Raw genomic sequence first — 26,406 nt, forward strand, 5'->3', positions numbered from 1 at the left:
TTCCCGGCCGGCGGGGGCGCCGGGGGGGGGGGGCGGGGGGGGGGGCCCCCCCCCCCCCCCCCCCCCCCCCCACGTCCCGTCAGGTGACGACTTCCTCCACCGGGTCCTGGCGCCGCTTCCGGTTCCACCGCAGGAACAGCAGCGCCGTCGCGGTCACCACCAACGGCCACAGCATGTACACCGCCGTGGCGGCCGTCAGCGCCACCACGCCGAGGAACGCCACCAGCGCGGCGTACCACGCGGGCGACCGCGTCGGCAGCAGCTTCAACGCCGCCGCCGTGCCGATGAGGTAGACCGCCACGAACTGCCCGGTGGTCAGCAGGACCAACAGCTTCGCGCCCGTGCCCGTCCCCATGGCCACCGCCAGGGACACGAAGCACAGCGCCACCACGACCACCAGGCTGCGGCGCGGCACCTCGCCCGCGACCGTGCCGCCGGACAGGTTGCGCGGGAACGCGCCGTCCCGCGCCAGCGCCGCGCTCAGCTTCGACGCGCTGGCCATGTAGGCGTTGATCGAGCCGATGGTGAGCAGCACGGCCGCGACCGCCGCCACCACCTTCACGTCACCGCCGACCGTGCGCGCGATCAGCTGCCCCAGGGGCGCCTCGCCGTCCGCGGCCGCCGGGCCGAGCACCGCGATGATCGCGAACGCCACCGACAGGTACAGCAGGCCCACGATCGTGACGGCGATGCCCGTGGCACGCGGCAGGTCGCGCTGCGGGTTGCGGAACTCCTGCGCCAGGTGCGTGATCGCCTCCCACCCGGCGAAGCTCCACACCAGCAGGCCCGCGGCCGGCGCGATCGCGAGCCAGCCGTGCGGCGCGAACGGCGTCAGGTTGCCCATGTCGACGTGCGGCACGGCCAGCAGCACCGAGCCGAGCACCAGGAACACCAGGAGCGCGGCCAGCACGAACTGCACCGCGCCCGACGCGCGCAGGCCGATCCAGTTCGTCACGGCCATGCTGGTCAGCAGCGTCAGCGCGGTCACCACGACCGTCCACTGACCGCCGCCGACGGCCTCCTCGACGTACGCGCCGGCGAACAGCGCCGCCGCCGTCGTGCCCGGGGGCACGGCGAAGTAGAAGCACCAGCCGACCACGGCGGAGAGGCGTTCGCCGAACGCCAGCCGCGCGTAGGTCGACACGCCGCCCGCGTCCGGGTGCCGCGCGCCCAGTGCCGCGAACGTCGCCGCCAACGGGGCCGACAGCACCACGAGCGCCAGCCACGCCAGCAGCGACGCCGGACCAGCCATCTCCGCCGCCAGCGCGGGCAGCGCGATCACACCCGTGCCCAGCACCGCGCCGACGTACATGGCGGTGCCCTGGCCGACGGTCAGCCGACCGCCCTTGGTCGCCGTCATGCGGCGGCGCGGGCGAGCGCGATCGACGGTCCCAGCGCGTCGAGGTACGGCCGCTGCACGCTGAACGACGTGAACCCGAACCGGCGGTGCGAGGCCACGACCTGCTCGGCGATCTCGGCCGCGGTGCCGATCAGCATGTACGGCGAGTCGAGCACGACCTCCGCCGTCAGCTCCCAGTCCTCGGCGATCCGCGCCGCCGCGGCCTCCCGGTCGTCGGTCACCTCGACGACCTGGACGAACGCGTTGAGCGTGACGTCGCGCCCCGCCGCCGCGTCCCGCACGAACGCCACGCGCTCCTCGGTCTCGTCCGTGCCGATGACCCGGAAGTTCCCCGTCGCCTTGCCCTTGATGTGCCTGATGCCGCCCACGCTGACGACGTCGGCGCGCTCGGCGGCCAGGCGCAGCATCCGGTCACCCGTGCCGCCGATCAGCACCGGCGGGTGCTCGACGTCGGGTTCGTCGTCGAGGAACTTCCTCAGCTCGTCCAGCAACGAGCCGACGTGGGCGACCCGGGCGTCCATCGGCGTCCACGGGATGCCGGCCAGGTCGAACTCCTGCTTGATGATCCCCGCGCCGATCCCGAGCTGCAGCCGCCCACCGCTCATCCGCTGCACCGTCTGCACTTCCCTGGCCAGCAGCGAAGAGTTCCAGAACGCCCCGTTGAGCGCGTAGGTGCCGACCTTGAGGGTGGGCGACACCTGGGCGGCGAGGTTCAGCACCGAGAACGGCGACGTCCGGTTGGGCCCGAGGTGGTCGACGGCCAGCACGGAGTCGAACCCGTACCCCTCGGCGGTGCGGCAGGACTCGACGAGCGCGTCGTGCGTGGCCGGTGTGGCCAGCGTGATCCCGAACGATAGGTGGTTCACGGCGTCCCCCGCGGGTTGTTGTCGGCCGAAAATACGCAAACAGTTCCGTGCGGGGACGACGCGGGTCAACACCTCCCCATCCCCGCCGGATGTGAAGCGATAGCGATCCCCGATGCCGTCACGCGAATGGCCGAGCCCGAACGGTCCGCCGCCACCCCGACGCGCTACTCGACGGTCACGCTCTTGGCCAGGTTGCGCGGCCGGTCCACGTCACGGCCCAGCGCGTGCGCGAGGTGGTAGGCGAACAGCTGCAACGGCACCGAGAGCGTGATCGGGGCCAACGCGTCGTGCGCCTTCGACACCCGGATGACGTCCGTGGCCAGGCCGGGCGGCAGCTCGGCGTCGGTGACCGCGATGACCGGGCCGCCGCGCGCCTTGATCTCCTCGATGGTGGCGGTGTTCTTGGCCAGCAGCTCGTCGTCCGGCACCAGCACCACGGTCGGCATCTCGGGGTTGATCAGCGCCAACGGCCCGTGCTTCAGCTCGGAGGCCTGGTAGGCCTCGGCGTGCACGTAGGAGATCTCCTTGAGCTTCTGCGCGCCCTCGCGCGCGGCCGGCCACCCGCGCACCCGGCCGACGAAGAACATGTGCTCCGCCCCGGCGTACTTCCGGGCGATGGCCGCGATGTCGTCCTCGGCGGCGAGGACCTGCGCGATCTGGTGCGGCAGCTGGGACAGCCCGGCGACCAGGCGCCTGCCCTCCGTGATGGACAGGTCGCGCACCCGGCCCAGGTCCAGCGCCAGCATCGCCAGCGCCACGGCCATCGTGGTGAACGACTTCGTCGCCGCCACGGACACCTCGGGGCCCGCGTGCAGGAAGATGCCGTGGCCGCACTCGCGGGCGATCGTGCTGCCGACCGCGTTGACCACGCCGATGACGTGCCCGCCCTTGCGCTTGAGCTCCTGCACGGCCGCGAGCGTGTCCAGGGTTTCACCCGACTGGCTGATCGCGACGTACAGCGTGTCGGGGTCGACCACGGGGTTGCGGTAGCGGAACTCCGACGCGGGCTCGGCGTCGGCCGGGATCCGGGCCAGCTCCTCGACCAGCTGCGCGCCGAGCTGACCGGCGTAGTACGCCGAGCCGCAGCCGAGCAGCTTGACCCGGCGGATGCGCTGGTAGTCCTGCGGGGTGAGGCCGACGCCGTCCAGCCTGGCCGAGGAGAACCGGTGGTCCAGCCGCCCGCGCAGGCAGCGGTCCACCGCGTCGGGCTGCTCGCGCATCTCCTTGTACATGAAGTCGGGGTGCTCGCCCAGCTCGTACTCGGCGCTCGCGACGTCGATCGCGGTGGGGGAGCGGGTGGTGCTGGTGGCGCGGGCGTCCATGGTGGACGTGCGGTAGCCGTCGGCGGTGACCGTGGCGATCTCGTCGTCGTCCAGGTAGATCACCTGCTGGGTGAAGCGGACCAGCGCGGTGACGTCGGAGGCGACCAGCATCTCCTGCTCGCCGACGCCCAGCACGACCGGGCTGCCCCGGCGCGCGGCGACCAGCTCGCCCGGCCGGTCCGCGTCCATCACGATCACCCCGTAAGTGCCTTCGACCTGCGCCAACGCCTCCCGCACGGCGTCTTCGAGGGTGTCCGCCGAGCTGCGGGCGACCAGGTGGGCGAGGACTTCGCTGTCGGTGTCGGAGGCCAGCTCGACGCCGTCGGCCGCGAGCTGGGCGCGCAGCCGGTCGGAGTTCTCGAACACGCCGTTGTGGACGATGGCGACGCGTGCGGCGGCGTCCACGTGCGGGTGGGCGTTGCGGTCGGTCGGCTCGCCGTGGGTGGCCCACCTGGTGTGCGCGATGCCGGTCCGCCCGGCGGTGCCGTCGGGCACGGCTTTGCGCAGGTCGCCGACCCGTCCGGCGGTCTTGACGACCCGCAACCCGCCGTCGTCCGCGACCGCGACGCCGGCCGAGTCGTAGCCCCGGTACTCCAGCCGGTGCAGGCCCTCCAGCAGCACGGGGACGGCGTCCTTCGGACCCACGTAACCGACGATTCCGCACATTCCGGTGATCTCCCTCTCGACGTCGACCTAGCCGTAGACGATCCGGCGCAGCTGGCGTTCGGACAGCGGCGGCGCGGCCACCGGCCGCACGTCCAGCTCCTCCCGGAGCACTGCCCAGATCCGGGCGTTGCCCAGCCCGTCGCGCCGCAACTCGGCGTGCCGGCGCAGCACGTACTCCTCCGCCGTCTCGACGAAGTAGCCCATGACGTCCGACACGACGCGCCGCGCGAGCGCGGGAGGCAACCCGGTCGTCCTGACCACGTGCCGGGCCAGTTCCTCCGACACTCCGATGTGGGGTCTTTCCCACCGCTCGTCAGACCGGCGCTCGTCCTCCACAGGTCCCAGCATGACCACAGCCAACCACCGATCAAAATGCTGTGCCCGTTTTCGGGCACGGCCCACTCGTGACCGTGGAGGTGACCGTGCGTAACCGGACTGTCCCCGCCCTCGTGCCCGGTGTCGCGGCCCGTTCCGGGTCCGGAGACCTCTCGGCTCCTGCGCGCCGGCCTCTTTCCGCCGGCGGGGTGGACGTATCGGACGGGCGACCGCTCAAGCCGCGGCAATTGGATCTGCGGCGTACGCCGGCACCGGGCCCGGTGGAACTCCCGCCGATGCGCTCACCGCACCCGCGTCGTTACGCGACGGCGGTGTTCGACCACAAGGGCCGGTTGACGTGCGGCATGGTGTTCGACGTTCTCGACTGGGAAGCGGGAACGCCGGTGGACATCGCCGTGCGCGCCGGGGTGATCGTCGTGCGTCGCACAGAGGAGGGCGCGTTCGCGCTGAACGGTCGGCGGTTTCTGCATGTTCCTGCGCGGTTCCGCCGCTGGTGTTCATTCGGTGAGGGGGAGTCGGTGGTGGTGCGGGCGGTTCCGGAGTCCGCGACGTTGCTGATCTTCGGTCAGGAATGGCTGGACCAAGTGCTGCCGGACCCGAGCGGACTGGTGACCGCAGTCGATCCAGGGCTGCCCGGTGTTGAGGGTGTCGGGTCCGACGCGATCATGGTGGGGGAAGCGGTGGCGGTATCCGTGCAAGGGGAGGGCGGCCGTGGCTGACGGTGGTTACCGATCCGCCGATGTCGCGATGGCGATCCAGCTGTTGCAGCACATGAATCTGCGGCCGCAGGACCTGATCGACGACATGGCCTCGGTCGTCGGTCGAGAGGTCCCGGACGACGGTGGGGTGTCGACGGGCCGGGACGCGCCGACCTTCGCCGAGATCGTGCCGGAGGTGGCCGGGGCCGTTCCGTCGACGACGAGGAAGGCGTACGACGCCTATTGGAAGAAGATCGTCGCGGTCTGGGGTGAGCGCCGGTTGGACGAGATCACGGTGTCGGATGTGCAGTCGTTGTTCGAGTACGTCAAGTCCACGGTCGTGGTCCGCCGTACCGCGAACGGTGGTCGCAGCGCGGTGCAGCACACCTACAACGCGTTGTTGTGCGTCTACCGGTATGCGGTGGGCGAGGAGGTGATCACCGATCGGCAGAACGTGATGTCGCGGGTGGCCAAGCCCTCACGGTCGCATTCGCGCCGTCACGGTCTGGACGCCGCGCTGGTCGGACGGATCGTGGAGGTGGCCTCGTCGACGGGCAACGATCCCGCGTTGGACGCGCTGCTGTTGCGGTTGCACCTGGAGACCGCGTGCCGGCGTGGTGGTGCGCTGGCGTTGCGGGTGCGGGACCTGGACTCGGAGCAGTGTTTGATCCTGCTGCGGGAGAAAGGGGGTGGTTCACGGTGGCAGCCGGTGTCGCCGACGTTGATGGCGCATCTGCGACACCATGCCCGCGCGCGGGGCGCCTGCGATCCGGACAGCCACGTGCTGCGCTATCACAATGGCAGGCCGATGAGCCGCGTTCGCTACACGATGCTCTGGCGTCGGGTGGGTGAGCACGTGGAGAGCGTGCGTACTCAGGTGATCAGCGCCCACTGGTTGCGGCACACCACGTTGACGTGGGTGGAGCGCAACTTCGGTTATGCGGTCGCGCGGGCCTTCGCCGGACACGCCGAGCCGACGTCGAACAGGTACGGGGTGACCTCCACCTACGTCAAGGCCAGTCTCACGGAGATCGCCACGGCGGTGCAGGCGTTGACCGGCGAGCGGCATCCGCTGGCCGTGCCGGAGGAGTCGTCGGCCGCACGGGCCGAGGACCCGATCGTCCGCACCGCCCTGGCGGACTTCGCACCGACGGGTGTCTCCGTCGCCGCGGGTGGGGAGCACCGTTCTGCTTTCGGGCCGCTCACCGGTGCGGCGGTTGCTGCGTCGCCTGTGCAGGTCGATACGGACCGCTCCGCCGCGCCGGTCGACGTCGACATGGAGCCGGGCGGCGTCGACGGCGGTGTGTACATGCCCGAGGTGCTGGTGCTGCTGGCCGAGGTCATCGGCGAGGACGAGTCCGGCATCGTGGCCACCGCCGACCTCGCCGACCGTATCGGCTGGGATCCGAAGCGGCTTGGCCAAGCTCTGTGGAAGCTGAACATTCCCGCGCCGAGTCCTCCGCGGCAGCGGGTGGGCGATCAGCGCAGGGCGTCGGTCCGGGATATCGACACGATCGTCGCCGCCATCCGATCGTGGACCCGGTCCCGATAGGCCGCCACGAGCGGTCGGACCACCTGGGCGATTTCGGCCGTCCGCCGCACGCTTGGCGGTGGTTGACGAGGCGACCACCTATCGGAACCGTCAGAACTATCGGCATGACCTACGGCGCGGTAGCGTCGCCGTCGCGGCAGGCGATGATCTTGTATGTTCCTCTCGCCCGCCTAGTGTCCTGAGTCGTTGATTCGTTGTAGGTTGTGCTGATGGCTCGTCGTGGACCTGCGTTACCCGAGTTGGTGCTGACCGATCTGGAGCGTCAGACGCTGGAGGGATGGGTGCGCCGTCGGTCGACGGCGCAGGCGTTGGCGTTGCGGTCTCGGATCGTGTTGACGTGCGCCGAGGGGTGTGTCCAACATGGACGTGGTGCGGCGGTTGGGTGTGTTGCCGCCGACGGTGAACAAGTGGCGGCGCAGGTTCGTCGAGCACCGCCTGGACGGGCTGTCCGACGAGCCTCGGCCCGGCGCCACGCGGAAGATCACCGATGCCCAGGTCGAGCGCGTCGTGGTGACGACACTCGAACAGGCGCCGCCGAACAACGACTCGCACTGGTCGACCCGGTCGATGGCGCGGGCGACCGGTATGTCGCAGTCGGCGATCTCCCGGATCTGGCGGGCCTTCGAACTCAAGCCGCACGTGGTACAGACCTGGAAGCTGTCCACCGACCCGCTGTTCATCGACAAGGTCCGCGACGTCGTCGGCCTCTACCTCGACCCGCCCGCGAAGGCTCTTGTCCTGTGCGTGGACGAGAAATCCGGGATGCAGGCATTGGACCGCACCGCTCCCACGCTGCCGATCATGCCCACCACCCCGGCACGCCGGACCCACGACTACGTCCGTCACGGCACCACAAGCCTGTTCGCCGCGCTCGACGTCGCCACCGGCAAAGTGATCGGCCGGCACCAGCGTCGGCATCGTCACCAGGAGTTCCTGCGGTTCCTCAAGACGATCGACGCCAACACCCCTCCGGAACTGGATCTGCACCTGGTCTGTGACAACTACGCCACGCACAAGACCCCGGAGATCAGACCTGGCTGGTCCGCCACCCCCGGTTCCACCTGCACTTCACCCCGACCGGGTCGTCCTGGCTCAATCTCGTGGAGCGCTGGTTCGCCGAGCTGACCAACCGCAAACTCCGCCGCTCAGCCCACCGCGGCGTCGCCGAACTCGAAGCCGACGTCGAAGCCTGGATCGACGCCTGGAACGACGACCCGAAGCCCTTCGTCTGGACCAAGACCGCCGACGAGATCCTCGACGACCTCGCCCGATACTGCCAACGAATCAACGACTCAGGACACTAGCCATTCGACCGACTCGTCAGGGCTGAGTTGACCTACCGGTTGTCGTCACAGCCCGGTTCGACGAGGGGGTGGTCGGTGCGCCGAGCCATCGGGTGATCAGCGGTCCGTGTTGTGTGACGCCGCAGTTCTGCGGTGGTGGACTGCCTGCGAACGGGTGAATTCCAACCGTTCCTGGGGTGTGCCAGCGCAATCGCTGGAACCTGGAGATGATCCCGGTGATGGGCCGGGATCATCCGCCCCACGGAGCGCGAGACATCGCATGACCGCGAGACCCGAGGAAGAGTCGCCTTTTCAGGGCCTGCACGCCCTGCTGGACGTGATCCGCGACCTCGTCGACCGTCCGCGCTGGAGCTGGCGCAGGCCCAAGGAGGGCGAGTACCGCGGCGACCGGCCGCTACCGATCCTGTCCCTGGTCGGCAAGGTGCCCGGCGACGTGCCGCGTGCGCTCGCGACCCGGCTGAACCAGCCGGAACGGGACAAGGTCGCGCACGTCATCGTGAACGCGGCCGACCCGTCACCCGGTGCGGTCGGTGCGCTGCTGCCATTGCTGGATGCCGTGCACCAGGTGCTGGAGTGGGACAACAAGGGCGCGGGCGGGCGGCTGCGGTTCCAGCACTACCGGCTCGCGTCCTGGCTCACCCGGCAGACCATCGAACCCGTCGACGGCCGGGATGCGCGCGCGGCGAGTCTCGAGATGCTGCGCACTTGGTACAAGAAGGACCGCCCCCGGGCGATGACCGGCGACGCCGGCGACGGCGGTCTGCCGTGGTGGGCGCGGCTGGTCGTCGCCGTCGGTGGCCCGCTGGCGTTCTGGCTGTGGACGCACCGCTGGCCGATCGTCGGCCGGGTGCCGCGGTGGTTCATGCGGCAGCCGTTCATGGTGCCGATGCACTCGACGACGTTCGTGGGCTTCGCCGAACGCCTCACCATCGGCCGGCGCGGCACCGAGGACTCCGAGCAGATCAAGAAGGTGCTGGTCCACGCGTTCCTACGGGACCTGCGCCTGGCATACCGGCCGCGCGGTCTGCGCCCCCGCCGGTGGCGGCGCACCGCGTACGTCGTGCTCGTGCTGGACAACGTCACCGACGACAGTTGGGAGCTGCTGCGCTTGGTCAACGACGTCCGCAACGAGAAGGGCGACTTGGACCCGCTGCTGGTGGTGGCGCGCAGCGACGCCCCGCCGTCGTGGAAGAAGCCGCACGGAATGCCGCTGTTGCGCGACGTCCAGTCGGTGGTGGACCGCTGGTACCGGATGCTGCCGACGCTGCGGCAGCGCCAGGAGGGCGAAGCGCGGTTCGTGTTCGCCCGCCTGCCCGAACAGTCCGACGAACCGTCCGACGCCGACCGCGAGGCGTGGCCGAAGATCCGCTCCCTGCCGCCGCGTAAACCCGCGTGGCTGGCGCGCCAAGGCGTAGCCCTGACGGCGGCTACGCTGCTGATCGCCGTACCGCTGTTGTCCGCCGGCGGCTGGTTGGTGAACCGCTGGGCCGCCGACTGCCTTCCCAGCCCTTCCGCCGGCGCCGTCGCGCGGTGGGACGACGCCCTCGGCCAGTGCGTGGGGTACAGCGACAACAGCGGCCTCGTGTTCGGTCGGGATCCACGGCTGCGGCTGGCGCAGTTGGCCGTGTTCGAGCAGAACACGATCGCGCGCGACCTGCACGAGGCCAACTCCGAAAGGCCGCTGGTCAGCATCGTGTACTTCTCGGGCCTGACGCACCCCGAGGCGGACCCCGGCACCGACCACTCCGTCGCGGACGAGTTGGAGGGCTTGCTGATCAGGCAGCAGCAGCACAACCGCAGCGAGCAGACCGAGCCGTTGCTGCGGGTGATCGTGGCCAACGGCGGCAACACGATGAAGGCCGCGCCCGAGATCGTGCGGGATCTGCTCGCGCCGCTGCTGCGCGATGACCCCACCGTGCTCGGCGTCATCGGCATGGACCGGACCGTACCGGAGACCGAGACGGCGATCGCGCTGCTGGGACACCTGGGCACAGCCGTGGTGACCATGGTGCTCACCGGTGAGAACCTCGGCGAGGTGTCGCCGCTGTACTTCCAGCTCCCGCCCGGGAACCGGGTACAGGCGCGCATGGTCGTGGAGTACGCGCACCAAACGTCGCGGCAGCTGACCGTCTACCACCCGCCCGTCAACGACGCGTACATCGGAACCCTGGTGGACGAGATGTCCGCCGCGGTGCAGGCGCGCAAGCCCGACATGGAGGCACGGCCGCACGTGCGCTGGGAGCGGTCACCGGATGAGGTGGACATACGTTGCGGCCGTACGGAGATTGCGTTCTACGCAGGCCGCGAGGACCAGTTCGCGGCGTTCCTCAACCGCGTCGTGAGCCTGTGCGGGCGCGACGAGTCGCCGACCGTCGTCGGCGACGACGTCGTGATCAGATTCGTGGCCCAGCAGAAGAGTCGCGACCAGTACGAGCTGAACGGCCTACCGGTGTCCTGGGTGGACATGGGCGGACGGGTCGTGGCGGCGGGCCTGTCGTGCCGCGACGAAGGTCGCCCGGCGACCAACCAGAACGAGCAATCGCTCGTGACATTCTGCGACGGGTACAACTGGCTGTACCAGGTATCGGACTCCAAGTCCCCGGCCGCCAACGACTACGCGCGCGAACTGGCAGGCACCCCCGGCCCACGGTGGCCGGGACAGGGCATCGGCCTCGCCTACGACGCGGCGGGCCTGTTCGTCGCCGCCGTGCGCCGCAACCAGCAACGCCCCGGTCACAGCCCGGAGTACCTTCCCCACCGCGCGGCCATCGCCCAGGAACTGATCGAACGCAGCCCGTTCGACGGCGCCACCGGCGAGATCAGCTTCCGTGACTCCCGAACCGGCGCACAGCGCAAACTCATGATCGCGCGCATCGGCGACATCGGCGACGCGTCCGCGGTGCCCCGCTGCGAGTTCGTCTACAGCGACGGCCGACCCGAGCCCTGCCCCGGCTGACGTGTGGGGTGTCAGAACTCTGCACGGGGATGCTGAGCTGCGACGATCGCGCACGCTGGCCCTCCAGGGCACGATCGTGAGGTGTGGCGTCACGACTGCTGTACCTGATCTTCGTCCGACTCGGTGACTGGACGACCTCCCGAACCCCTGTTGCCGAGACGCGCACGGGCCTACGCCCGTCCCCACGCCGCGACGACCGCGTCGGCGGTGCCGTCCGTGATACCGCGCACCCCGATGCCCAGCGGCTCTTGGCCACGGGTGCCGGCACGTACGATCACCCGGCCCCCGACGAGGTGAGGAGTCCTCATGCCACCCAAGGCGACTGTCGGTGATCCGGTTGTGCTGGAGGCGGACGCCCGTGCGCGCTGGGCGTCGCTGGAGCCAGCTGCATGGGTCGGAGAGGACCGGGACGGATGGCGGTTGGAGATCGCCCCGAGCGGGATCGTGGTGCCCATCCTGCGGCGCTCGCGGCTGATCGGCGCGTCGACGTCGTTGTGCGAAGCCGTTGTCGTGCACCTGGCCGTGGCCGGGGTGGACGCGGTGGTCGACCGGGTGCGCGCCGACCCGCGCGCGGACGACTCCCTCGCGGCCGACGGACGCGGTCCGGTGCAGGTGATGGCCCTGAGAGCCGGCGACCGGCTGGTGCCCCTGCGTCCGGGCACCGCCCTGCTGAGGGTGTGGCCCGTGGTCGAGGCCGTGGAGCTGACCGGTGAGCCGTTGACCGAGCTCTGAGTGGACGTCGACCCGGACGGCTGGGTGCCGGCGATCCGGATCGCCGAAGCGCTCCTGCCTCACCTGGCCTGACCGGCTCGTCCCGGCACGGCCTGAACCGTCGCCGCCGCCGAGCACACCGGTGTCCTTGTGCCTGCCGATAACTCCATCCATGCAGGTCGAAGCCTTGTGTAGCGTGGGAGTCAAGGCGCTCGTAGGTGCGACCGCAGGTCCACAACGCCGTCGGCTTACGCGGCATGATGACCGGCCTGGGTCAGCGGCCGCATCGCTACCCGTCGCGCCTCCCGTTCATGCTGGCAGCGCACTGCGGACGCACCGGATCAATCCTCGTCCTCCGCGGTATCCGCCTCATCGGCGTCGTCGGGCATGAGCGCGGAGCGGATCGGCTCGTCGACGTCGCCCAACTGCTTGACCGGGACGGCGAGCTCACCTTCGTAAACGCGGTGGTGCCCCCGCGCGGTGATCCGCCAGGTGCCGCGCAGCTCGGTGATGTCGGGCCCGTCGACGACCAGAGCGAAGTCACCGGGATCGGTGTCGTGCACGCTCCGGGGGCGCAGCGCGTCCAGCGTCATGGTCAGCGTCGTCGATCCGCCGTTGTGGTATAGGACCCCCATCCCCATGGCCGCCGGCCGGAGCACATCGGGCACCGGGTAGTTGTTGAGCGCGAACGCGGAGGACAACAGCGTGGTAGCACCCCACCGGACGGGTAGGGCAGGCAGCCGGGACGAAAGATCGAGCCCGTCGTCCTCGACCGGGTCGACGGCCCTGACCTCCCCCTCGATGTGGACCTGCACCTCCACGTTCTCCAGGAACGCGTCGCTGCTGTTGCGAATGCGCAGGTGAACGCCACGTCCGGCGTAGCCCGCCAGGTGGTCCAGGACCTCCGGCCAGGCTCGTCGCACCTCTTCCTGCCAGGACTCCACCTCGGCCAGGAACTCCTCCGGCTTGCGGCGGTCGCCGATCGAAAACTGGGCACCCAGGGTGTCGAAACCGGCTAACCGGGTACCGGGACGGGACCTGACACGGGCCGAGGCCTCGCCGAGCCTCTCGCGGTGCGCCTCGATGTAGTCCACCAGTACCTGCTCGTACCCGTGCGGATGGCGTACCGCGCGGCCGACAACGGCGACGTCCAGCTCGGCGGGGACGGTGTGCGCGCGGCCCCGGTCGACCATCGCCCGGATCTCCGCGCCCTTGGCAAACCGGGTCTCGCCGTCGGCGCGGACGAAGATGGCACCGTCGGTCAGCTTCTCGGGCCCGTCGCTCAGGCAGGTCCAGACGCTGCCCGTGGGCGGGTCGACCAGGATGACGATGACGTCCCTGCCCTCGCGAGCGGGAACGCGCTGGAAGTCCCACCGGGGGCCGGGCGTGCCGGTGTAGCGGGCGACGAACCGGGCCAGGTCCATGGCCTCGAACGGCGCGATGCCGGTGACCGCGCCGGGAGCGACCCCGAGGACCATCAGGGCGTGCCCCTGGAAGTAGCGGGCCGCAGTGTCCGGGTCCCGGTTGGCCGCACCGAGGATGAACTTGACCACCTTCGCCCGACCCGCCGACCCGGTGAGGTCGACATCGGACTTCAGCTCCAGGAAGTGCCGCTCGACCCGGTCGTCGGTCCTGCTCAGATCGTCGATCAGCGACGTCCACTCCATCTGCCCGCGCGGCAGCACCGAGAAGTCCATGACCATCCATCCCGAACACAGTGCGGAGAAACACCCGAATCTACCCTCCGAGACCGACAACTCGGCCCAGCGTGCCGGAGCACCGGATCGACGATTCCGCTGTACGCGGTGACAAGCGGCTCAACAAGCGCAGCCGTCGGCAGCCGACATGGACTGCGCACGGCATTCGAGCAGTACGGTATCGAGCCAGACGCCGTGGTGGTGGGCGATGCGCTCGCGGACGCCGACGGTACGGAAGCCAGCGGAGTGGTGCAGGGCGATGCCGGCGCGGTTCTCCGGGAAGGACGTCGAGATCGACCCGGCCCCAAGCGCACCTCGACGACCTGGTCGACCTTCCTCCGCTCGCAGGCCGAGGCGCTCCTGGGCTGCGACTTCTTCGAGACCCGCACGTTGAACGGAACCCGCCTGTACGTACTCGCGGTCATCGAACACGCCAGCCGCCGGATCCGCGTCCTCGGCGCCACCGCACGCCCCACCGTCTCCTGGGTCACCCAAGCCGCCAGGAACCTCGCCATGGACCTCGACGACGCAAGCCGACACGCGCGCTTCCTGATTCGCGACCGGGACGGCAAGTTCCCGGCACTGTCCGACGCCGTCCTCGCCGATGCGGGCATCCAGGTCGTTCGCAGTGGAGTCCGGATCCCGCGGATGAACGCGATTATGGAGCGCTGGATCCAGAGCTGCCGCCGTGAGCTTCTCGACCGAACGCTGATCTGGAACCAGCAGCACCTGCTTCACGCGCTGCGCGAGTACGAGCGCTTCTACAACACCCACCGGCCCCACCAAGGCATCGACAACGCCCGACCACTACAACCACTGCCACAGCCAGCCCTCGATCAGGCAACCCTCACCCACCTCGACGTCCGGAGACGGCAACGGCTGGGCGGCATCCTCAACGAGTACCACCACGCCGCCTGACCTGCACGGATGACATATTCGGCAAGCACAGCCCTACAACCTGCCCTGCACGGATGACATCCTCGGCAGGTGCAGGCGTTGCTGTGACGATCAGAGGCCTTCAAACGATCTTAGGTACATGCCCGCCACTCGCCAACGATCAACTGTCAACCCCTCTGCTGCGGTCCGGGGAACCCGGCTCCGCCCTCGGACGGCGAACAAGAACTCGATGACCACTCGAGGACGTATCGCCAGCAAGCCGTCCACAAGCGGAACTGGGCGTGACATGCCGACGATCGCGCAAACCGTCACCGCCTTGATCACTGCGGCAACTGCCATCGGTGCCTTGATCTTCACGGGGCTGTCACTCAACGCCACCCGAGATCAGGTGGCTGCCGCCCAGGCTCAGAACAGGGTGACTGAACAGGGACAGTTCACCGACCGCTACACGAAGGCGATTGAACAGATTGGTCAGCAAGGGGCTGATCGCCTACAGGTTCGTCTAGGTGGAATTTACGCTTTAGAGCGACTAGCCCATGATTCCCCTCGTGACCAGTCGACCATCATTGAGGTTCTGTCCGCCTTCGTGCGCACCAACGCTCCACGCCCCCCACTCCGCCCGTTTGAAGACGCGTCGTGTCCAGATCAGACTGTCAGTCCCGACGTGCAAGCAGCTCTTACGGTCATGGGTCGCCGAAACGGAAGTAAGGACGAAGTGCGAGTCAACCTTACTTCCGTGTGTCTGATTCGGGCAAATTTGGACGGCGCTAACTTTTCTGGTGCCGATTTTTCCGGCTCATACCTTTCTGAAGCGAGCCTCGTCGAAGCAAATCTTGCCGGTGCTGATATGCGCGCTAATCTTGGTCGTACAGATATGACTCGCGCATCGCTCGTCGGCGCGAAGATGTCGATTGCATGGATGCAGAACGCAGTCCTATACGAAGCGGACCTGACTGGCGCCAAGATGAACGACGCGAACCTCTCGGGTGCAAATTTGTATCATGCCGACCTGACAGGCGCGGACCTCACTAACGCAAACCTCGTTATTGCGACCGCGACAGGCGCTACGCTGATACGCACTGACCTGACGAGTGCCGACTTCTCACACTCAAGCCTGAAAGACGCGCGCCTGCTGGGTACGCGCCTAATCGATACCAATCTGACAAGTTCGGATTTATCCGGCGCCTTCTTGGCTGCAGTTGATCACAGTGGCACAGTTGTCCAGGACGTAGTGGTCGATTCTCACACAACAGGAATATGGTGGTAACTGTTAGCTATAGCTGCAGCAGGCCATGGCGCTTGACCCTGCTTGAGATCAGTCGATTGCAGATAACAGTCGGTCGACAGTTCGTCCCTAGCGATCTTGACAGACCGCTCGATTCCGCCCGAAAGTCATCGTCGCAGGTTACGCAACATGGACAGAACTATGGCCACTACGACCTGTGGGGTGCCAGAACCCTGCACTGAGGCGCTGAACTGCGGTGATCGGGCAGAAGTCGCGGTAGAAGCATGATCGCGGGGCGTGGCGCTACGACTGCTCTATTTGATCTTCGTCCGGCTCGTCGGCTGGCTGGTTCTGCTCGGCCGGTGATCGGCGGCCAAGGACGTGGAGCCGCCGGTGCTGCGGCACGAAGTCGCCGTGCGGCGTCGGGGCAGTCCCCGCCCGCGGTTGGACTGGGCCGATCGCGCGGTGCTCGCCGTGTTGGTGCGACGCCTACCCGACTGGTTACGGCACCACCGGTTGGTGACACCTGCGGGGTTCCAAAACTCTGCACATGGTCGCTGAGCGTCGGTGGCGATGCCCCCAACGTCCCTGCATCGACGTAAGCCCGCAGCTTATGTGATCAGGCTGTAGCGGCCGTCGGCATGCCGCCGGAAGTACGCCGTGTAGTCACCAGGATTGCCCAAGCGGTGCTTCGGTAGGAACACGCGGTAGGTCGCGTCAGCCCATCCCGGACACACCTTCTGTACGTCGGCAGGGCGGAAACGTTCTCGCAGAACGCCCTGAGACCTGGCTCGACGAACATCATCGATGAAGCGACTCATGTCCAGAGAGTGGCACATCCCGCAATCCAAGGCCACCGTGCCTTGAACGGTCGTCAATCGTTCCGCCGCAAGCTTCGAATGATCCTAAACGGTTAGTCACCAAGTGCCTACCATGAGCTACCGAAGATTCCATCCATATGAGTGAACTGACTTCAGATGGTACACCCCTAGGGGCACAGTAACCTGGAAGGCGCGAGATGAGTCAGATCGAACGGTCTCAATTAGTTGACGCCCGGACGGAGGCGGCACCGTGCACGAAGGTCCGCTAGCGGAGTTCTCCGCATTACGTCTCGAAATTCAATTCCGCAATGACAACCTTTGGAAGGCTTTCAATCTGCAAATAACTGTAGCGGGTGCCTTGTTTGCGTTCTCGCTATCCAACTCGAGCCGTGCGCCGTTCTTGTTGATCCTGCCGGCCATATCGTACATGTTTGCGACGAGACATGTGCTTGACCTGAATGGAATATACAAAGCTGGCGAGTACATCGAATTTCGCTTGAGTCCATCCATTCCCGGCGGCCTACACTGGGAGCAATGGATGAGAAGTCATAGACATTCACTAAGGAAGTGGTACCTTGTAATATTGAATCCAGCCATCCTCGCCTTTCCTGGGGTTGCTATCCTTGCATTAAGTTCACTCGTCATATGGGCGATCACCGCCGAGCATAAACCCCTGAGTCCGCCACTTTCAGTGGTAACGTATTCGGAGCTGGCAGCATGGACTCTAGACTTACTGCTAACAATTCTAATGTTCAGAAGCATCTACGGCTTGATCAGTGATCGCTACAAAAAAGAGCACGTACAAACGCCATGTCGCTACATAAAGCGTCATCGAAATGTAGTTATAACCGAGACGGTTGCAGCGGGGAGCGTGGTTAAGAGGAGCTTCGACAGTGCACCAAGGGGGGCTGAACCAAGGGTAACGAGACAGTAACCTGTTGCAAGGATAACGTCACAGATCGGCGGGCTATCGAGGTGCACGTTGAATCGCAAAAATGATAAATACGCGAGCGAGCTCTCGACCGGCTTCACCGCACAGCTCCTCTTGAACGCACATCGGATAGGGCTTGTGCAAATCATGTACTTTCTAGAGGGTTCGGGTGGCACGACCCTTCGATTGCACATCACCGAAGAGTCAATACTTTTTCCAACTACGATCGACAATTTTCGCTCGACCGACCTCGATCTACCTGAGGCGACCGAGCGGGTAGAGGAGATAGTGCAAGCCACTTTGCGCCACATCGCTCAAGGGTCGAGCGCTGACGTCAATCTACACAGGTTGAGGAATGGAGAATCTGCGCTTCACATAATACATAAAGACGATGGGTGGACCTACAAAATCATCAGTGATGCATCGTAGATCATTATTCTATCGTTTGGTTGAGCTAGTTGATTGTGACACGCCCTCCGGCGGAACTGCTGCTATAAAGGTCTTAGGTCGAGCACTTCGTCGATTTCGCAGGCGGCACGCCCGAAGACGACAGTGCGTTGGCGATGGGTCCACGTTCGTGCCAACATGTAACCGAGTGACACCTAACGCTCCGACTGCCCACTCAATCTGCCGTATTCCTAATTTTGACCATTGCGTGTTGACATGCGCAGACTTCCATCTTCAAGGGTTCGACGTCCAGGCGGGCGGCGTACCCGGTGTCAAGCCGGATTCGTCGTTGACCAGCAGGCGGGGCGCGGCCCGGTAGACGGCGACGAGTTCGCGGCGGTCCGGGGCGACGAGGCCTATTAATAACTCAGCCAGGTGACGGCGTCCAATCGCACCCTGTAAATGCCGGTCTTCTCGCGCAACTGCCGGGCCTGTGCCGCTCGAAAAGTCATCGCTGCTGGTCAGGCGGCTTTTTGTACTCGTTGATGAGGCCGCCGAGGATGCGGGTGCGGAGCAGTTGGCGGGTGTCGAGGTCGTGTATCGCGGCGGGATGCTGCTGAGCCTCGGGTGGTAGTTGGTGGCGGGCCTGGTGGGGGCGGTGTCGGTTGTAGTGGTGCTCGTAGGTTTTGAGGACTTGTCGTGCGTGGGCCTTTCCCGTGATGAGGATGTGGTCGAGGAGTTCGCGTCGGATGGTGCCGATGACCCGTTCGCAGTGGGCGTTCATCCGCAGTGCCTGTGGTGCGCTTCTGATGATGAGGTCGTCGGCCTGGAAGACGGCGTCGAACGTCCGGCTGTACTTCCCGTCGCGGTCGCGGAGCAGGAAGCGCAGGGACTCCATGCGCGTTCCGAGGTCGGTGGCGAGGTTCCTGGCCTGCTGGGTCGTCCATGCCTGGGTGGGGTGGGTGGTGACTCCGGTGATGTGCAGGCGTCTGGTGCTGTGTTCGAGGAACGCCAGTGCGTAGAGGCGTTTGCCGAGCACGGGTGTCGAGGTGGAGGAAGTCGGCTGCGATGATGCCTTGGGCTTGGGCGGTGAGGAATTCCCGCCAGGTCGGACCGGACCGGCGTGGTGCCGGGTCGATGTCGGCGTCGTGCAGGATCTGCCAGACGGTCGAGTGGGCGATGTGATGGCCGAGGCGGGCCAGTTCGCCCTGTATCCGGCGGTGGCCCCAGTGGGGGTTCTCCTTGGCGAGGCGCAGCACGAGCGACTTGGTGGCGGTTCGTGTCGGTGGGCGTCCGGTGCGTCGACGCGTGGAGTAGTCCCACTTGCGGGCTACGAGTCTGCGGTGCCAGAAGAGCAGGGTGCCTGGCGTGACGGGGAAGACCTCCCGCCACCGGCGACGATCCACCAACCCGGACAGGGCGGCGAACCAGAACCGATCGGCGGGCTCGTAGCGGACCGGACCCGCAAGCTGTCGGCGCAGGACCGCGTTCTCGTGCCGCAGCACGAGCAGTTCGGCGTCCTTCACCATCTCGCTGCGTAGCAGCATCGACGGCACGGACAGCAGCTTCCGGGTGATCTTGTACAGCAGGGACACGATCACCCGGTCATACTGTCAAGACGGTGAAGACCTCGACCTACCAGCGACGATGACTTTTCGAGCGGCACAACATATTGAGTCGAAAGTGATCATCTTCCTGTAGGTTGATCGCTCGTGATCGAGGTCGAGGGTGCGCACCGGTTGTCGCCTGCGGAGCGTGAGGTGCTGCGGTTGCGGGTGGTGGCCGCGTTGGAGTCCGGAAAAGTCGAGGGCTATCGGCAGGCCGCGGAGGTGTTCGGGGTCTCCGAGCGCTCGGTGGGCACCTGGTGGCGGGCTTACCGGCGGGACGGCCGCGACGGCCTGGCGACCCGCAAAGGACGTCCCGGCCCCGCTGAGCTGATCAATGCGGAGGATCGGGGCACGCTGTTCGCGGCGATGGCCGACTACACGCCCGAGGAGTTGTTGATCGGCGGCCCGCTGTGGACCCGCCAGGCGGTGGTCGAGCTGATCCGGCTGGTCGTCGGGGTCGACATGACCGAACAGGGCGTGGGGTTGTGGCTGCGCCGTCACGGGTTCACCCCGCAACGTCCGGCCCGGCGGGCCTACGAGCAGCAGCCCGCCGCGGTGCGTACATGGCTGGACGAGGACTATCCGGCGATCGAGGCACGGGCGAGGGCGGAGGGTGCGGCGATCGCGTGGGTCGACCAGTGCGGGCTGCGCTCGGACGCCGCACCGCCCGGCAGGTCCTGGGCGCCCAAGGGGCGCACGCCGGTGGTGCGGGTGACCGGGAAACGGCTGCGGGTCAACGTCATGTCCGCTGTCGCCTCACGCGGTGCGCTGTGGTTCACCGTGTTCACCGAGCGGTTCACCGCAGCCGTGTTCACCGCGTTCCTCGACCGCGTCGGCCGCCAGTCGGAACGGAAAGTGCACGTCATCGCCGACCGGCACCCGGTGCACCGCAGCAAGGCAGTCCGTGCCTGGCTGAAGGACAACGCCGAGCGGATCGAACTGCACCTGATGCCCGGCTATAGCCCCGAACTCAACCCCGACGAACTGCTCAACGCCGACCTGAAACGCAACGTCAACGCCTCACGGGCCCACAACGTCGACCGGCTCGCCCACGAGACCCGACGGTTCCTACGTCGCCGCCAGCGCCAGCCGTACATCGTCCGCGGCTACTTCCGGGCACCGCACGTCCGCTACGCCATCATGCAGGCAACCGAACATTTTCGACTCAATACCTCATCCACCCGGCATACCGCGACGATCAAGAACCGTCACGGGACCAGTTCCACCCGCCAACACGAATTCAACCTCGGTAACCAGCGGTACAGCGGACGGCATGGTATCCCCGAGCGAAGGTGACAGCTCCCGCCACCCGCATCCACTGGTCAACATGTAGACGATCGCGGTGAACACCGCCCGATCGTCCACCGGCACCGTCCCACCACCCTGCGCTCGCACCTTGAACCGCAGAATCAACGGCTCCGCCAACGCCTACAGATCATCCGACACCAACCGCAACTCAAGATCAGGTCATGCCGAATCAACGCAAGTGAGACAGAATCCTAGAACTCGATAGGCAATCGACCGGCAGCGGATCTCCTACAAAGCCCTTCGTCCAGGAAGCCGCGGATTCGCCTGCAGCTTCCCCAGTGGGCGCACTCGTCTGACCTTGTGCATTCTTGCTACCGGTTTGAAGAATTCCCGGTCGACTGCTTCTGGCCATCCGAGGTCGATCTGGCTGTTTGGACCGAAATTGCTGCCGAATAGTTCAACAGTCTTGACCCGTACGCCGTTTACCTCCAGTGTTATCGAGTCAGGTGCCCAGGTGCGGCCGTAACGTCGACGGATCTTGGCTGAAGCGGTCGGCCACGGGTCGGGCCCTAAGGCCAGATAAGCCCCAATGACGTCCTCGAGTTTGATCGGTTTGTCCGAGGTCGTCACAGTGGTGAGACGGTTGGTCGTTCCCGGCTCGAGGTAGGGGTGAGGCTTTCCGATCGGGTCCGCATCGTAGGCCGCTACGTCAACGGCGTTGACGTAGTTCACGAATGTGAGTAGAAACGATCTGGTCATAGTTCCGCCACCAGCTCGGTCCGCCAGGACCAGGCCTAAACTGGCGGACATGCCCAAATTGCGTGCGGAGTTTGGTGCCGTCTTGACAATCAGGGTCATTGCGTCAATTTCGAGATGGGTGATGTCGGCCGCGAGTGCACGTCCGACTGTACGCAGGTTGCACCTCGTCAGCAGGTGATCAAGGGGTCCTGGCGGTCCAACCGGACGATGACCCCTGGTTTCAGCCGCAACCTTAGCCCTGACTGCCTCGTGCTCGAAGTGCTTCCTGACTGCCTCCGTGGCGTAACGCAGAGTGCCCCGCTCATTTGGGTGTGCCATCGAAGCGATGAGCGCGTGCTGGATGCGGTGCACCTCGTTGCTGAGCGACTCCAGCAACAGGGTTCCGGCGTCGTTCTGACCGTTGATGAAATCGGTCAGGTTTCGCTTGAGCGTGAGAGGGCCATTGATCGCGGCGTTAAGTTTTGCGGCTTCCTTACGCGCTCTTGCTTCCGCTCCGTCCCAAATGCCTCCCAAAATGACCAGCTTGATAAGTTCTTGCATGTTCCGGCGCTCGTCAGAGCGCGGTGTCAATCGAGCCCTTTTGGCAGCGGCAGGGTCCTTGGTTGGAAAATCGTAGTCATCCCAGAGGTTCGAGCTTTGAGTGAAGCCTGCCTGCGACGAGCTGAATCGGGAGGGAACGAAGATGACGCCAGGCCCTCGGCGTATATCGTCGGCGTTCATGTAGTTGATGGCTCTGCGAGTCCAGTACTGCCAACGGCCATGGAACCACTCGGATCGCGTCTGCGCCTCGTTGATCATCTTGTTGACGTTGACCATTTCGTATATGTACCTATTGAACCACCACTTGAAGTCGTCGTTGTACTCGTGTTTGAACAGATCGCGAAGCTTATTCGGGTCCGACTGGTAAGAGGCGGCGGAGTAAAAGCCGAAGTAGAACACCACGGCATTGGGGCACCTAGTGCGCACAGCCTGAAGTAGGGAGGTGACGTTATCTTCGACGACGCGTCGGATCTCGCCGTCATAACGTTCGATATAGCGCCCTGTGTATAACAATGGATTTATCACGTTCTCGGGCGATATGTCGTTGATGCCGCCTGTGACAAGGGCGATGTCAATCCTCTTGCCGATATTGACTGGCAACATTTTTACCTGCCCCAGCACGGTGGGAAAGGCTGCTGGGATCTCGCCGTACAGTTCGCGGGCTGGAGAGTCGGTGACACCGTTGAGGAATTGTCTACGAACCGTCGCGTCGGGAAACAGGAACGGGTAGGTATCGGCAAATTCGAGGCGTTCCCCAGGAAGGTCGCGGATTTTGGCTCCTGAGCGCGAGGCGTCAAATATGAGCGCTCCAGGCAGGCTCGGTTTACCTAATGTCGATCCTATCATTTTGGTAAACCGCATTGAGAAACGCTTGTCTCGCGCGTTTCCCTGACCCCACATGAGTGAGTCACCGAAAGCGGCTATTCGGATGTGGCCGATACTTGGATCAAGGACACCTGGCCCCACGGCTGGCTGCTCAGGTGCGGGAGTATCTGGCTTGCCTGGCCTAATCATGGGTGCGCTCCAGTTGCCGAGTCCTTGTCGAACGCTCCTCTGTCTACGCTGTTCTGTCAAACGTCAAACGTCAAACGGTTTCCGCAATTGTAAGTAAATTTCCATCCGATGGGTTTGGTCGCAATTTCCTGGCGTCGCTTGTTGATCACATCTTTCCGACGCCGTCGCCTGACGTTGCAACATATTGAATCGAAAGTACACGTTGGCCTGACGGTTCATCCGCAACCGACGCGCCGCCCGGGTATCCGACCTGGCCCGGACAACATCGCCCGGACCTTCTCCAGACGCTCCTGCGCGTCAACGAGCCACCGCTGGGCCGCTCGGAACTCGACTGCTCGGGGACCATCGCGTCGGTGATCAGAGGAGGTTCGGAGGTTGGCGCACTCATCGCGCTACACACCCTTTCCGTGGGTCGGGCGTGGGCACGATACCCACACACCTGCACGCCAAGTAACCATCCAGATCCGTTGCGTAGCGAAAAGTCGCCCGATAGGAGCGCGACGCTCAACCATCGGGCTACCCAATTCGCGGAAGGCCCCGTGGTGCCGCGCTGTGGCCGTCGATGGTGATGGTGAGCGCGGTCGTGAGCGGGTGAGCGCGTCGACCTCAATCTGCTGCGCCGGGCGATGCTGACCCCGGCAGTGGACCGGCGCGACTGCACGAGGCGGGCACCGCCCGAACTCCGGATCGTCGGGCTCACCGTCCGAGTCGCACCGGGTGGCCTTCCGGACTGGTGAGGTTGCGTATTCAACTGTCGCGGGTTCGCCGTGACGGTGGCTGTGTGTGATCGCCGGGGGCGTATCGGTTTCAGGTGGTGCCCAGCCTGGTCGGCGAGCCTGCTTGTGGTGACGTGGTGGGAGCTGAGGGCGTCAGCGGCGACGGGGGGCGGGCATCACCAGGACCTGCTGGCGGATCGGCGTTCGAACGGGTGGTCGTTCCCCCGACCTTCGCTATCCTTCCGGGCAAGGGGGCAGCACATGACTGAGAACTTCCACTTCCACGGTCCGACGACGTTCATCAACAAGCCGGTGGACACCGTCATCCGGGACTTCCAGAACACCCACGCCTCGGCGCACGGCGAGCAGCTCGCCCGGCTGATGGAGCTGGTGCTGTCCAGCCGCGACCTGAGCGACGCGGAACGCGAGGACACCGCCCGTCTGATCGACGAGACCGCCGCCGTGGCGGACACCGACGAGCCCGCCGCGGTCGAGTCGAAGCTCGGCGCGATCAGCCGGATCGTGTCGCGGGCCGCGGATATCGCCGCGCCCGCGTCCACGATCGTGGACAGCGTCTCGTCGATGTTCGCCTGACACCGCGACCGCAGGAGGAGGGACGCGGGTGCGGCTGAACGCGATCGTGTGGGTCGGCGACTGGGTCGGGGTTAGGCGCTCGCTCGGGCACGTGGCGGCGGGCGCGCTGGTCGACGGCACTGACTGGCCCACCATCGTGCAGCGGTTCGGGTCGACGCTGATCGGGCTGGACGTAGAGCCGGACGCGACGGTCGCCGAGTTCGCCCGGCGCGCGCTCGACGCGTCGGCCGCGGACGGGCAAGAGGTGTTCCGAATCAAGGTCGAGAACCTGCTCGGCGAGACCCTCTCGGACGACGCCCGGCTGGCCGATGCCGTGGAGCCGGACGACCTGGTGCTGGTCAAGGCCGAGGTGCCGACCGACACGGACTACTCGATCGTGTCGCTCGGCCGTCCGGAGGCGTTGTTCGACGCCCTCGACGTGGCCGCAGCGGTGGAGGTGGCGGCTTGGCCTCGGCTGTGGGGCGCGCTGCTCTACACCGAGGAGGACGCCGCGCTCGCGACGTACGTGCGCCTGCACTTCGACGAGCTGAACGCCTTGTCCGGCCCGCTGTTGCGCGTCTTCGTGGTGGAACGCCCGCCGGACTGGCGGCGTGCGCTGAAGTACTGGCGGCGGCATCTGGAGCCGGAGCTGCTGCGCCCGCTGGCCGCGTTGCGCTGGCTGAGCCGGGCGCCGTACGACAAGAGCGGCCTGTACGACGTCGCCCGCGAGCTCGGCGTCGATCCGGAGCTGTTCCCGTGTCTCGTGCTGTTCGGCGGCTCCGACGACCGCACGATCGTGTTCCCGATCGAGTCCGCCGACCCGGCTTCGCTGCGGGAGCTGTTCGGCACGATCCAGCGCGTGGCGGGCGGCGAGGCGCCGGTCGACCGGACGAAGGCGGTCGCCAAGCTCTACCGCAGCGTTCCGCTGGAGGCGGACGTGCGCGGCGTCGAGGCGTTGCGGGCGCTGGCGGCATCCGCGTCCTGGGCCGACCGCGAGGCGTTGGCCCGGGTGTCGGCGGTGAAGGACACCTTGCGCGCCACGGAGTTCACCGGCCGTCGCGTGGTGATCTCGCACGCCACCGTGGAGAACGTCACCTTCAACGGGCCCACAACGTTCATCCACAAGCCGGTGGACACCGTCGTCGCGGACTTCCAGAACACGCACGCCTCGCCTTACGCCGAACGGTTCGCCGAGCTGCTACGCCTCGCGCTGCACGCCGGGAACGCCCTGCCCGAGGACCGCGTGCTGCTGGCACGACGGGTGGTCGAGGTGGCGGCCAAGGTCGAGTCGGGCGGCGTGGCGTGGCAACTAACCGACGTGTTGCGGAGGCTGCACTCCGCCGCCTACCGCCACGGCCTGCCCGAACGGTTCACCGAGGTGCTGAAGTCCATCGAGGGCAGTGTCGCGACGCGGAACGCCGAGGGGGAAGCGCCACGGTGACCCACCCGCGCGGTGTCCAGGCACCGGACCACGACCCGCACCGGGATACCGACCGGAGCACTGCGGTCAGTCGTGGTACTTCGACGACGCGCGCATGCTGAAGTGCAGGTACGGCGAGCCGTCCGGCAGCGTGTAGAAGAACCACCGGCACCCACGGCTCATGCTCGTTGCCTGGGCGGCAAACAGGCATTCCTCGAGGACTGCTGACGTCGCGTAGTCGGCTGGGGGTCGCCGACTGGTGAGGCCGCCTTTCAACTGTTGCAAGTTGGGACTTGACCCCGGATGTTGGACACCAGACACACTTGGATCCTGACGATCCGGGTGGACAGGAGTTCCGTTCAGATGGTGATGAAGCACTACCCGCCGGAGTTCCGGGCCGAGGCGGTCGCGCTCTACCGGTCCCGCCCCGGTGCGACGATCAAATCGGTGGCCCAAGACCTGGGCGTCAACCACGAGACGCTGCGTAACTGGATCCGGCTCGACGACGCACAACGCACCGAGGCGCCCGCCTCCACCGCGAGCGCCTCGGCTCCGGCCTCGCCGGAGGACGAGAACGCCGCACTGCGACACCAGGTGCAGGCTCGCCGCACCCGGAACCACGCCGATCGGCCTCACCGGCCACCACCTTCCGTCACTCGCATTGGATGCGACTTATTGAGCCGAAAGTGTTCGGTTGCCTACATGATGGCGTAGCGGACGTGTGGGGCTTGGAAGTAGCCGCGGACGATGTGCGGTTGGCGTTGGCGGCGGTGCAGGAATCGGCGGGTCTCGTGGGCGAG

The 26,406-nt window shown here is 66.4% G+C and carries 17 protein-coding genes and 3 pseudogenes; 11 read left to right on the top strand and 9 right to left on the bottom strand.

The window, feature by feature from the left end:
- Nucleotides 1-79 precede the first annotated feature (79 nt).
- The 4 genes from LNK82_RS38555 to LNK82_RS38570 form a co-directional block, all read right to left on the bottom strand.
- Nucleotides 80-1,360, bottom strand: coding sequence for an APC family permease (locus LNK82_RS38555; RefSeq protein ID WP_230571797.1), 1,281 nt, complete (start codon nucleotides 1,358-1,360; stop codon nucleotides 80-82).
- Nucleotides 1,357-2,226 (bottom strand): TIGR03621 family F420-dependent LLM class oxidoreductase, encoded by an 870-nt coding sequence (locus LNK82_RS38560; RefSeq protein ID WP_230571798.1) that lies wholly within the window; start codon nucleotides 2,224-2,226, stop codon nucleotides 1,357-1,359. Before LNK82_RS38560 ends, LNK82_RS38555 begins: the two co-directional genes overlap by 4 nt.
- Before the next feature lie 164 nt (nucleotides 2,227-2,390).
- Nucleotides 2,391-4,214: a glutamine--fructose-6-phosphate transaminase (isomerizing) gene (gene glmS / locus LNK82_RS38565; protein WP_230571799.1), complete on the bottom strand. Its 1,824-nt coding sequence runs from the start codon at nucleotides 4,212-4,214 to the stop codon at nucleotides 2,391-2,393.
- 27 nt (nucleotides 4,215-4,241) lie between these two features.
- Entirely contained in the window at nucleotides 4,242-4,562 is a 321-nt protein-coding gene (locus LNK82_RS38570) for a hypothetical protein (RefSeq protein WP_268997772.1), read from the bottom strand.
- A gap of 299 nt (nucleotides 4,563-4,861) precedes the next feature.
- On the opposite strand from LNK82_RS38570, the gene LNK82_RS38575 reads away from it, so the two are divergent.
- The 5 genes and pseudogenes from LNK82_RS38575 (at nucleotide 4,862) to LNK82_RS38595 (ending at nucleotide 11,792) form a co-directional block, all read left to right on the top strand.
- Entirely contained in the window at nucleotides 4,862-5,269 is a 408-nt protein-coding gene (locus LNK82_RS38575; protein ID WP_230571800.1) for a hypothetical protein, read from the top strand.
- Nucleotides 5,262-6,800, top strand: a complete 1,539-nt coding sequence (locus LNK82_RS38580) for a tyrosine-type recombinase/integrase (protein WP_230571801.1) — start codon at nucleotides 5,262-5,264, stop codon at nucleotides 6,798-6,800. Before LNK82_RS38575 ends, LNK82_RS38580 begins: the two co-directional genes overlap by 8 nt.
- Nucleotides 6,801-7,009: 209 nt before the next feature.
- Nucleotides 7,010-8,104 (top strand): annotated as a pseudogene (locus LNK82_RS38585) (IS630 family transposase).
- 259 nt (nucleotides 8,105-8,363) lie between these two features.
- The gene (locus tag LNK82_RS38590) at nucleotides 8,364-11,060 is read left to right on the top strand and encodes an ABC transporter substrate-binding protein (protein ID WP_230571802.1); all 2,697 of its coding nucleotides are present in this window, start codon (nucleotides 8,364-8,366) and stop codon (nucleotides 11,058-11,060) included.
- Nucleotides 11,061-11,366: 306 nt separating this feature from the next.
- The gene (locus LNK82_RS38595; protein ID WP_230571803.1) at nucleotides 11,367-11,792 is read left to right on the top strand and encodes a hypothetical protein; all 426 of its coding nucleotides are present in this window, start codon (nucleotides 11,367-11,369) and stop codon (nucleotides 11,790-11,792) included.
- Between the two features lie 320 nt (nucleotides 11,793-12,112).
- Here LNK82_RS38595 and LNK82_RS38600 read toward each other — a convergent pair whose 3' ends face one another.
- Entirely contained in the window at nucleotides 12,113-13,528 is a 1,416-nt protein-coding gene (locus LNK82_RS38600; RefSeq protein ID WP_230571804.1) for a hypothetical protein, read from the bottom strand.
- Between the two features lie 60 nt (nucleotides 13,529-13,588).
- Nucleotides 13,589-13,750 (bottom strand): annotated as a pseudogene (locus tag LNK82_RS48665) (GNAT family N-acetyltransferase); the annotation flags it as partial.
- Between LNK82_RS48665 and LNK82_RS48025 the strand changes: the two are divergent.
- The gene (locus LNK82_RS48025; protein ID WP_230571817.1) at nucleotides 13,718-14,386 is read left to right on the top strand and encodes an integrase core domain-containing protein; all 669 of its coding nucleotides are present in this window, start codon (nucleotides 13,718-13,720) and stop codon (nucleotides 14,384-14,386) included. The pseudogene LNK82_RS48665 and the gene LNK82_RS48025 sit on opposite strands and share 33 nt — an antisense overlap.
- Before the next feature lie 265 nt (nucleotides 14,387-14,651).
- Nucleotides 14,652-15,632: a pentapeptide repeat-containing protein gene (locus LNK82_RS38610; RefSeq protein ID WP_230571805.1), complete on the top strand. Its 981-nt coding sequence runs from the start codon at nucleotides 14,652-14,654 to the stop codon at nucleotides 15,630-15,632.
- Nucleotides 15,633-18,237: 2,605 nt separating this feature from the next.
- Here LNK82_RS38610 and LNK82_RS48030 read toward each other — a convergent pair.
- Nucleotides 18,238-18,768 carry an integrase core domain-containing protein gene (locus LNK82_RS48030; RefSeq protein ID WP_230571806.1) on the bottom strand — a complete coding sequence of 177 codons (531 nt, stop codon included), beginning with the start codon at nucleotides 18,766-18,768 and terminating at the stop codon, nucleotides 18,238-18,240.
- A 673-nt stretch (nucleotides 18,769-19,441) separates the two neighbouring features.
- On the opposite strand from LNK82_RS48030, the gene LNK82_RS38620 reads away from it, so the two are divergent.
- On the top strand, nucleotides 19,442-20,632 hold the full coding sequence (locus LNK82_RS38620; protein WP_372470764.1) for an IS630 family transposase: 1,191 nt from the start codon (nucleotides 19,442-19,444) through the stop codon (nucleotides 20,630-20,632).
- A gap of 42 nt (nucleotides 20,633-20,674) precedes the next feature.
- Here LNK82_RS38620 and LNK82_RS48480 read toward each other — a convergent pair.
- Both LNK82_RS48480 and LNK82_RS38630 read right to left on the bottom strand, forming a co-directional pair.
- Nucleotides 20,675-20,731, bottom strand: a pseudogene (locus LNK82_RS48480) (hypothetical protein); the annotation flags it as partial.
- 141 nt (nucleotides 20,732-20,872) lie between these two features.
- Nucleotides 20,873-22,744 carry a hypothetical protein gene (locus LNK82_RS38630; protein ID WP_230571807.1) on the bottom strand — a complete coding sequence of 624 codons (1,872 nt, stop codon included), beginning with the start codon at nucleotides 22,742-22,744 and terminating at the stop codon, nucleotides 20,873-20,875.
- 1,130 nt (nucleotides 22,745-23,874) lie between these two features.
- Between LNK82_RS38630 and LNK82_RS38635 the strand changes: the two genes are divergently transcribed.
- The 3 genes from LNK82_RS38635 (at nucleotide 23,875) to LNK82_RS38645 (ending at nucleotide 26,320) form a co-directional block, all read left to right on the top strand.
- A complete protein-coding gene (locus LNK82_RS38635; RefSeq protein WP_230571808.1) occupies nucleotides 23,875-24,207 on the top strand; it encodes a hypothetical protein in 333 nt (110 codons plus the stop codon).
- Nucleotides 24,208-24,235: 28 nt separating this feature from the next.
- Nucleotides 24,236-25,627, top strand: a complete 1,392-nt coding sequence (locus LNK82_RS38640) for a hypothetical protein (RefSeq protein ID WP_230571809.1) — start codon at nucleotides 24,236-24,238, stop codon at nucleotides 25,625-25,627.
- Between the two features lie 342 nt (nucleotides 25,628-25,969).
- Nucleotides 25,970-26,320: a transposase gene (locus LNK82_RS38645; protein WP_230571810.1), complete on the top strand. Its 351-nt coding sequence runs from the start codon at nucleotides 25,970-25,972 to the stop codon at nucleotides 26,318-26,320.
- Nucleotides 26,321-26,406: the final 86 nt, after the last annotated feature.

This window comes from Saccharothrix luteola (assembly GCF_020859565.1).
In the GTDB taxonomy this organism is placed as follows: Bacteria; Actinomycetota; Actinomycetes; order Mycobacteriales; family Pseudonocardiaceae; genus Actinosynnema; species Actinosynnema luteola.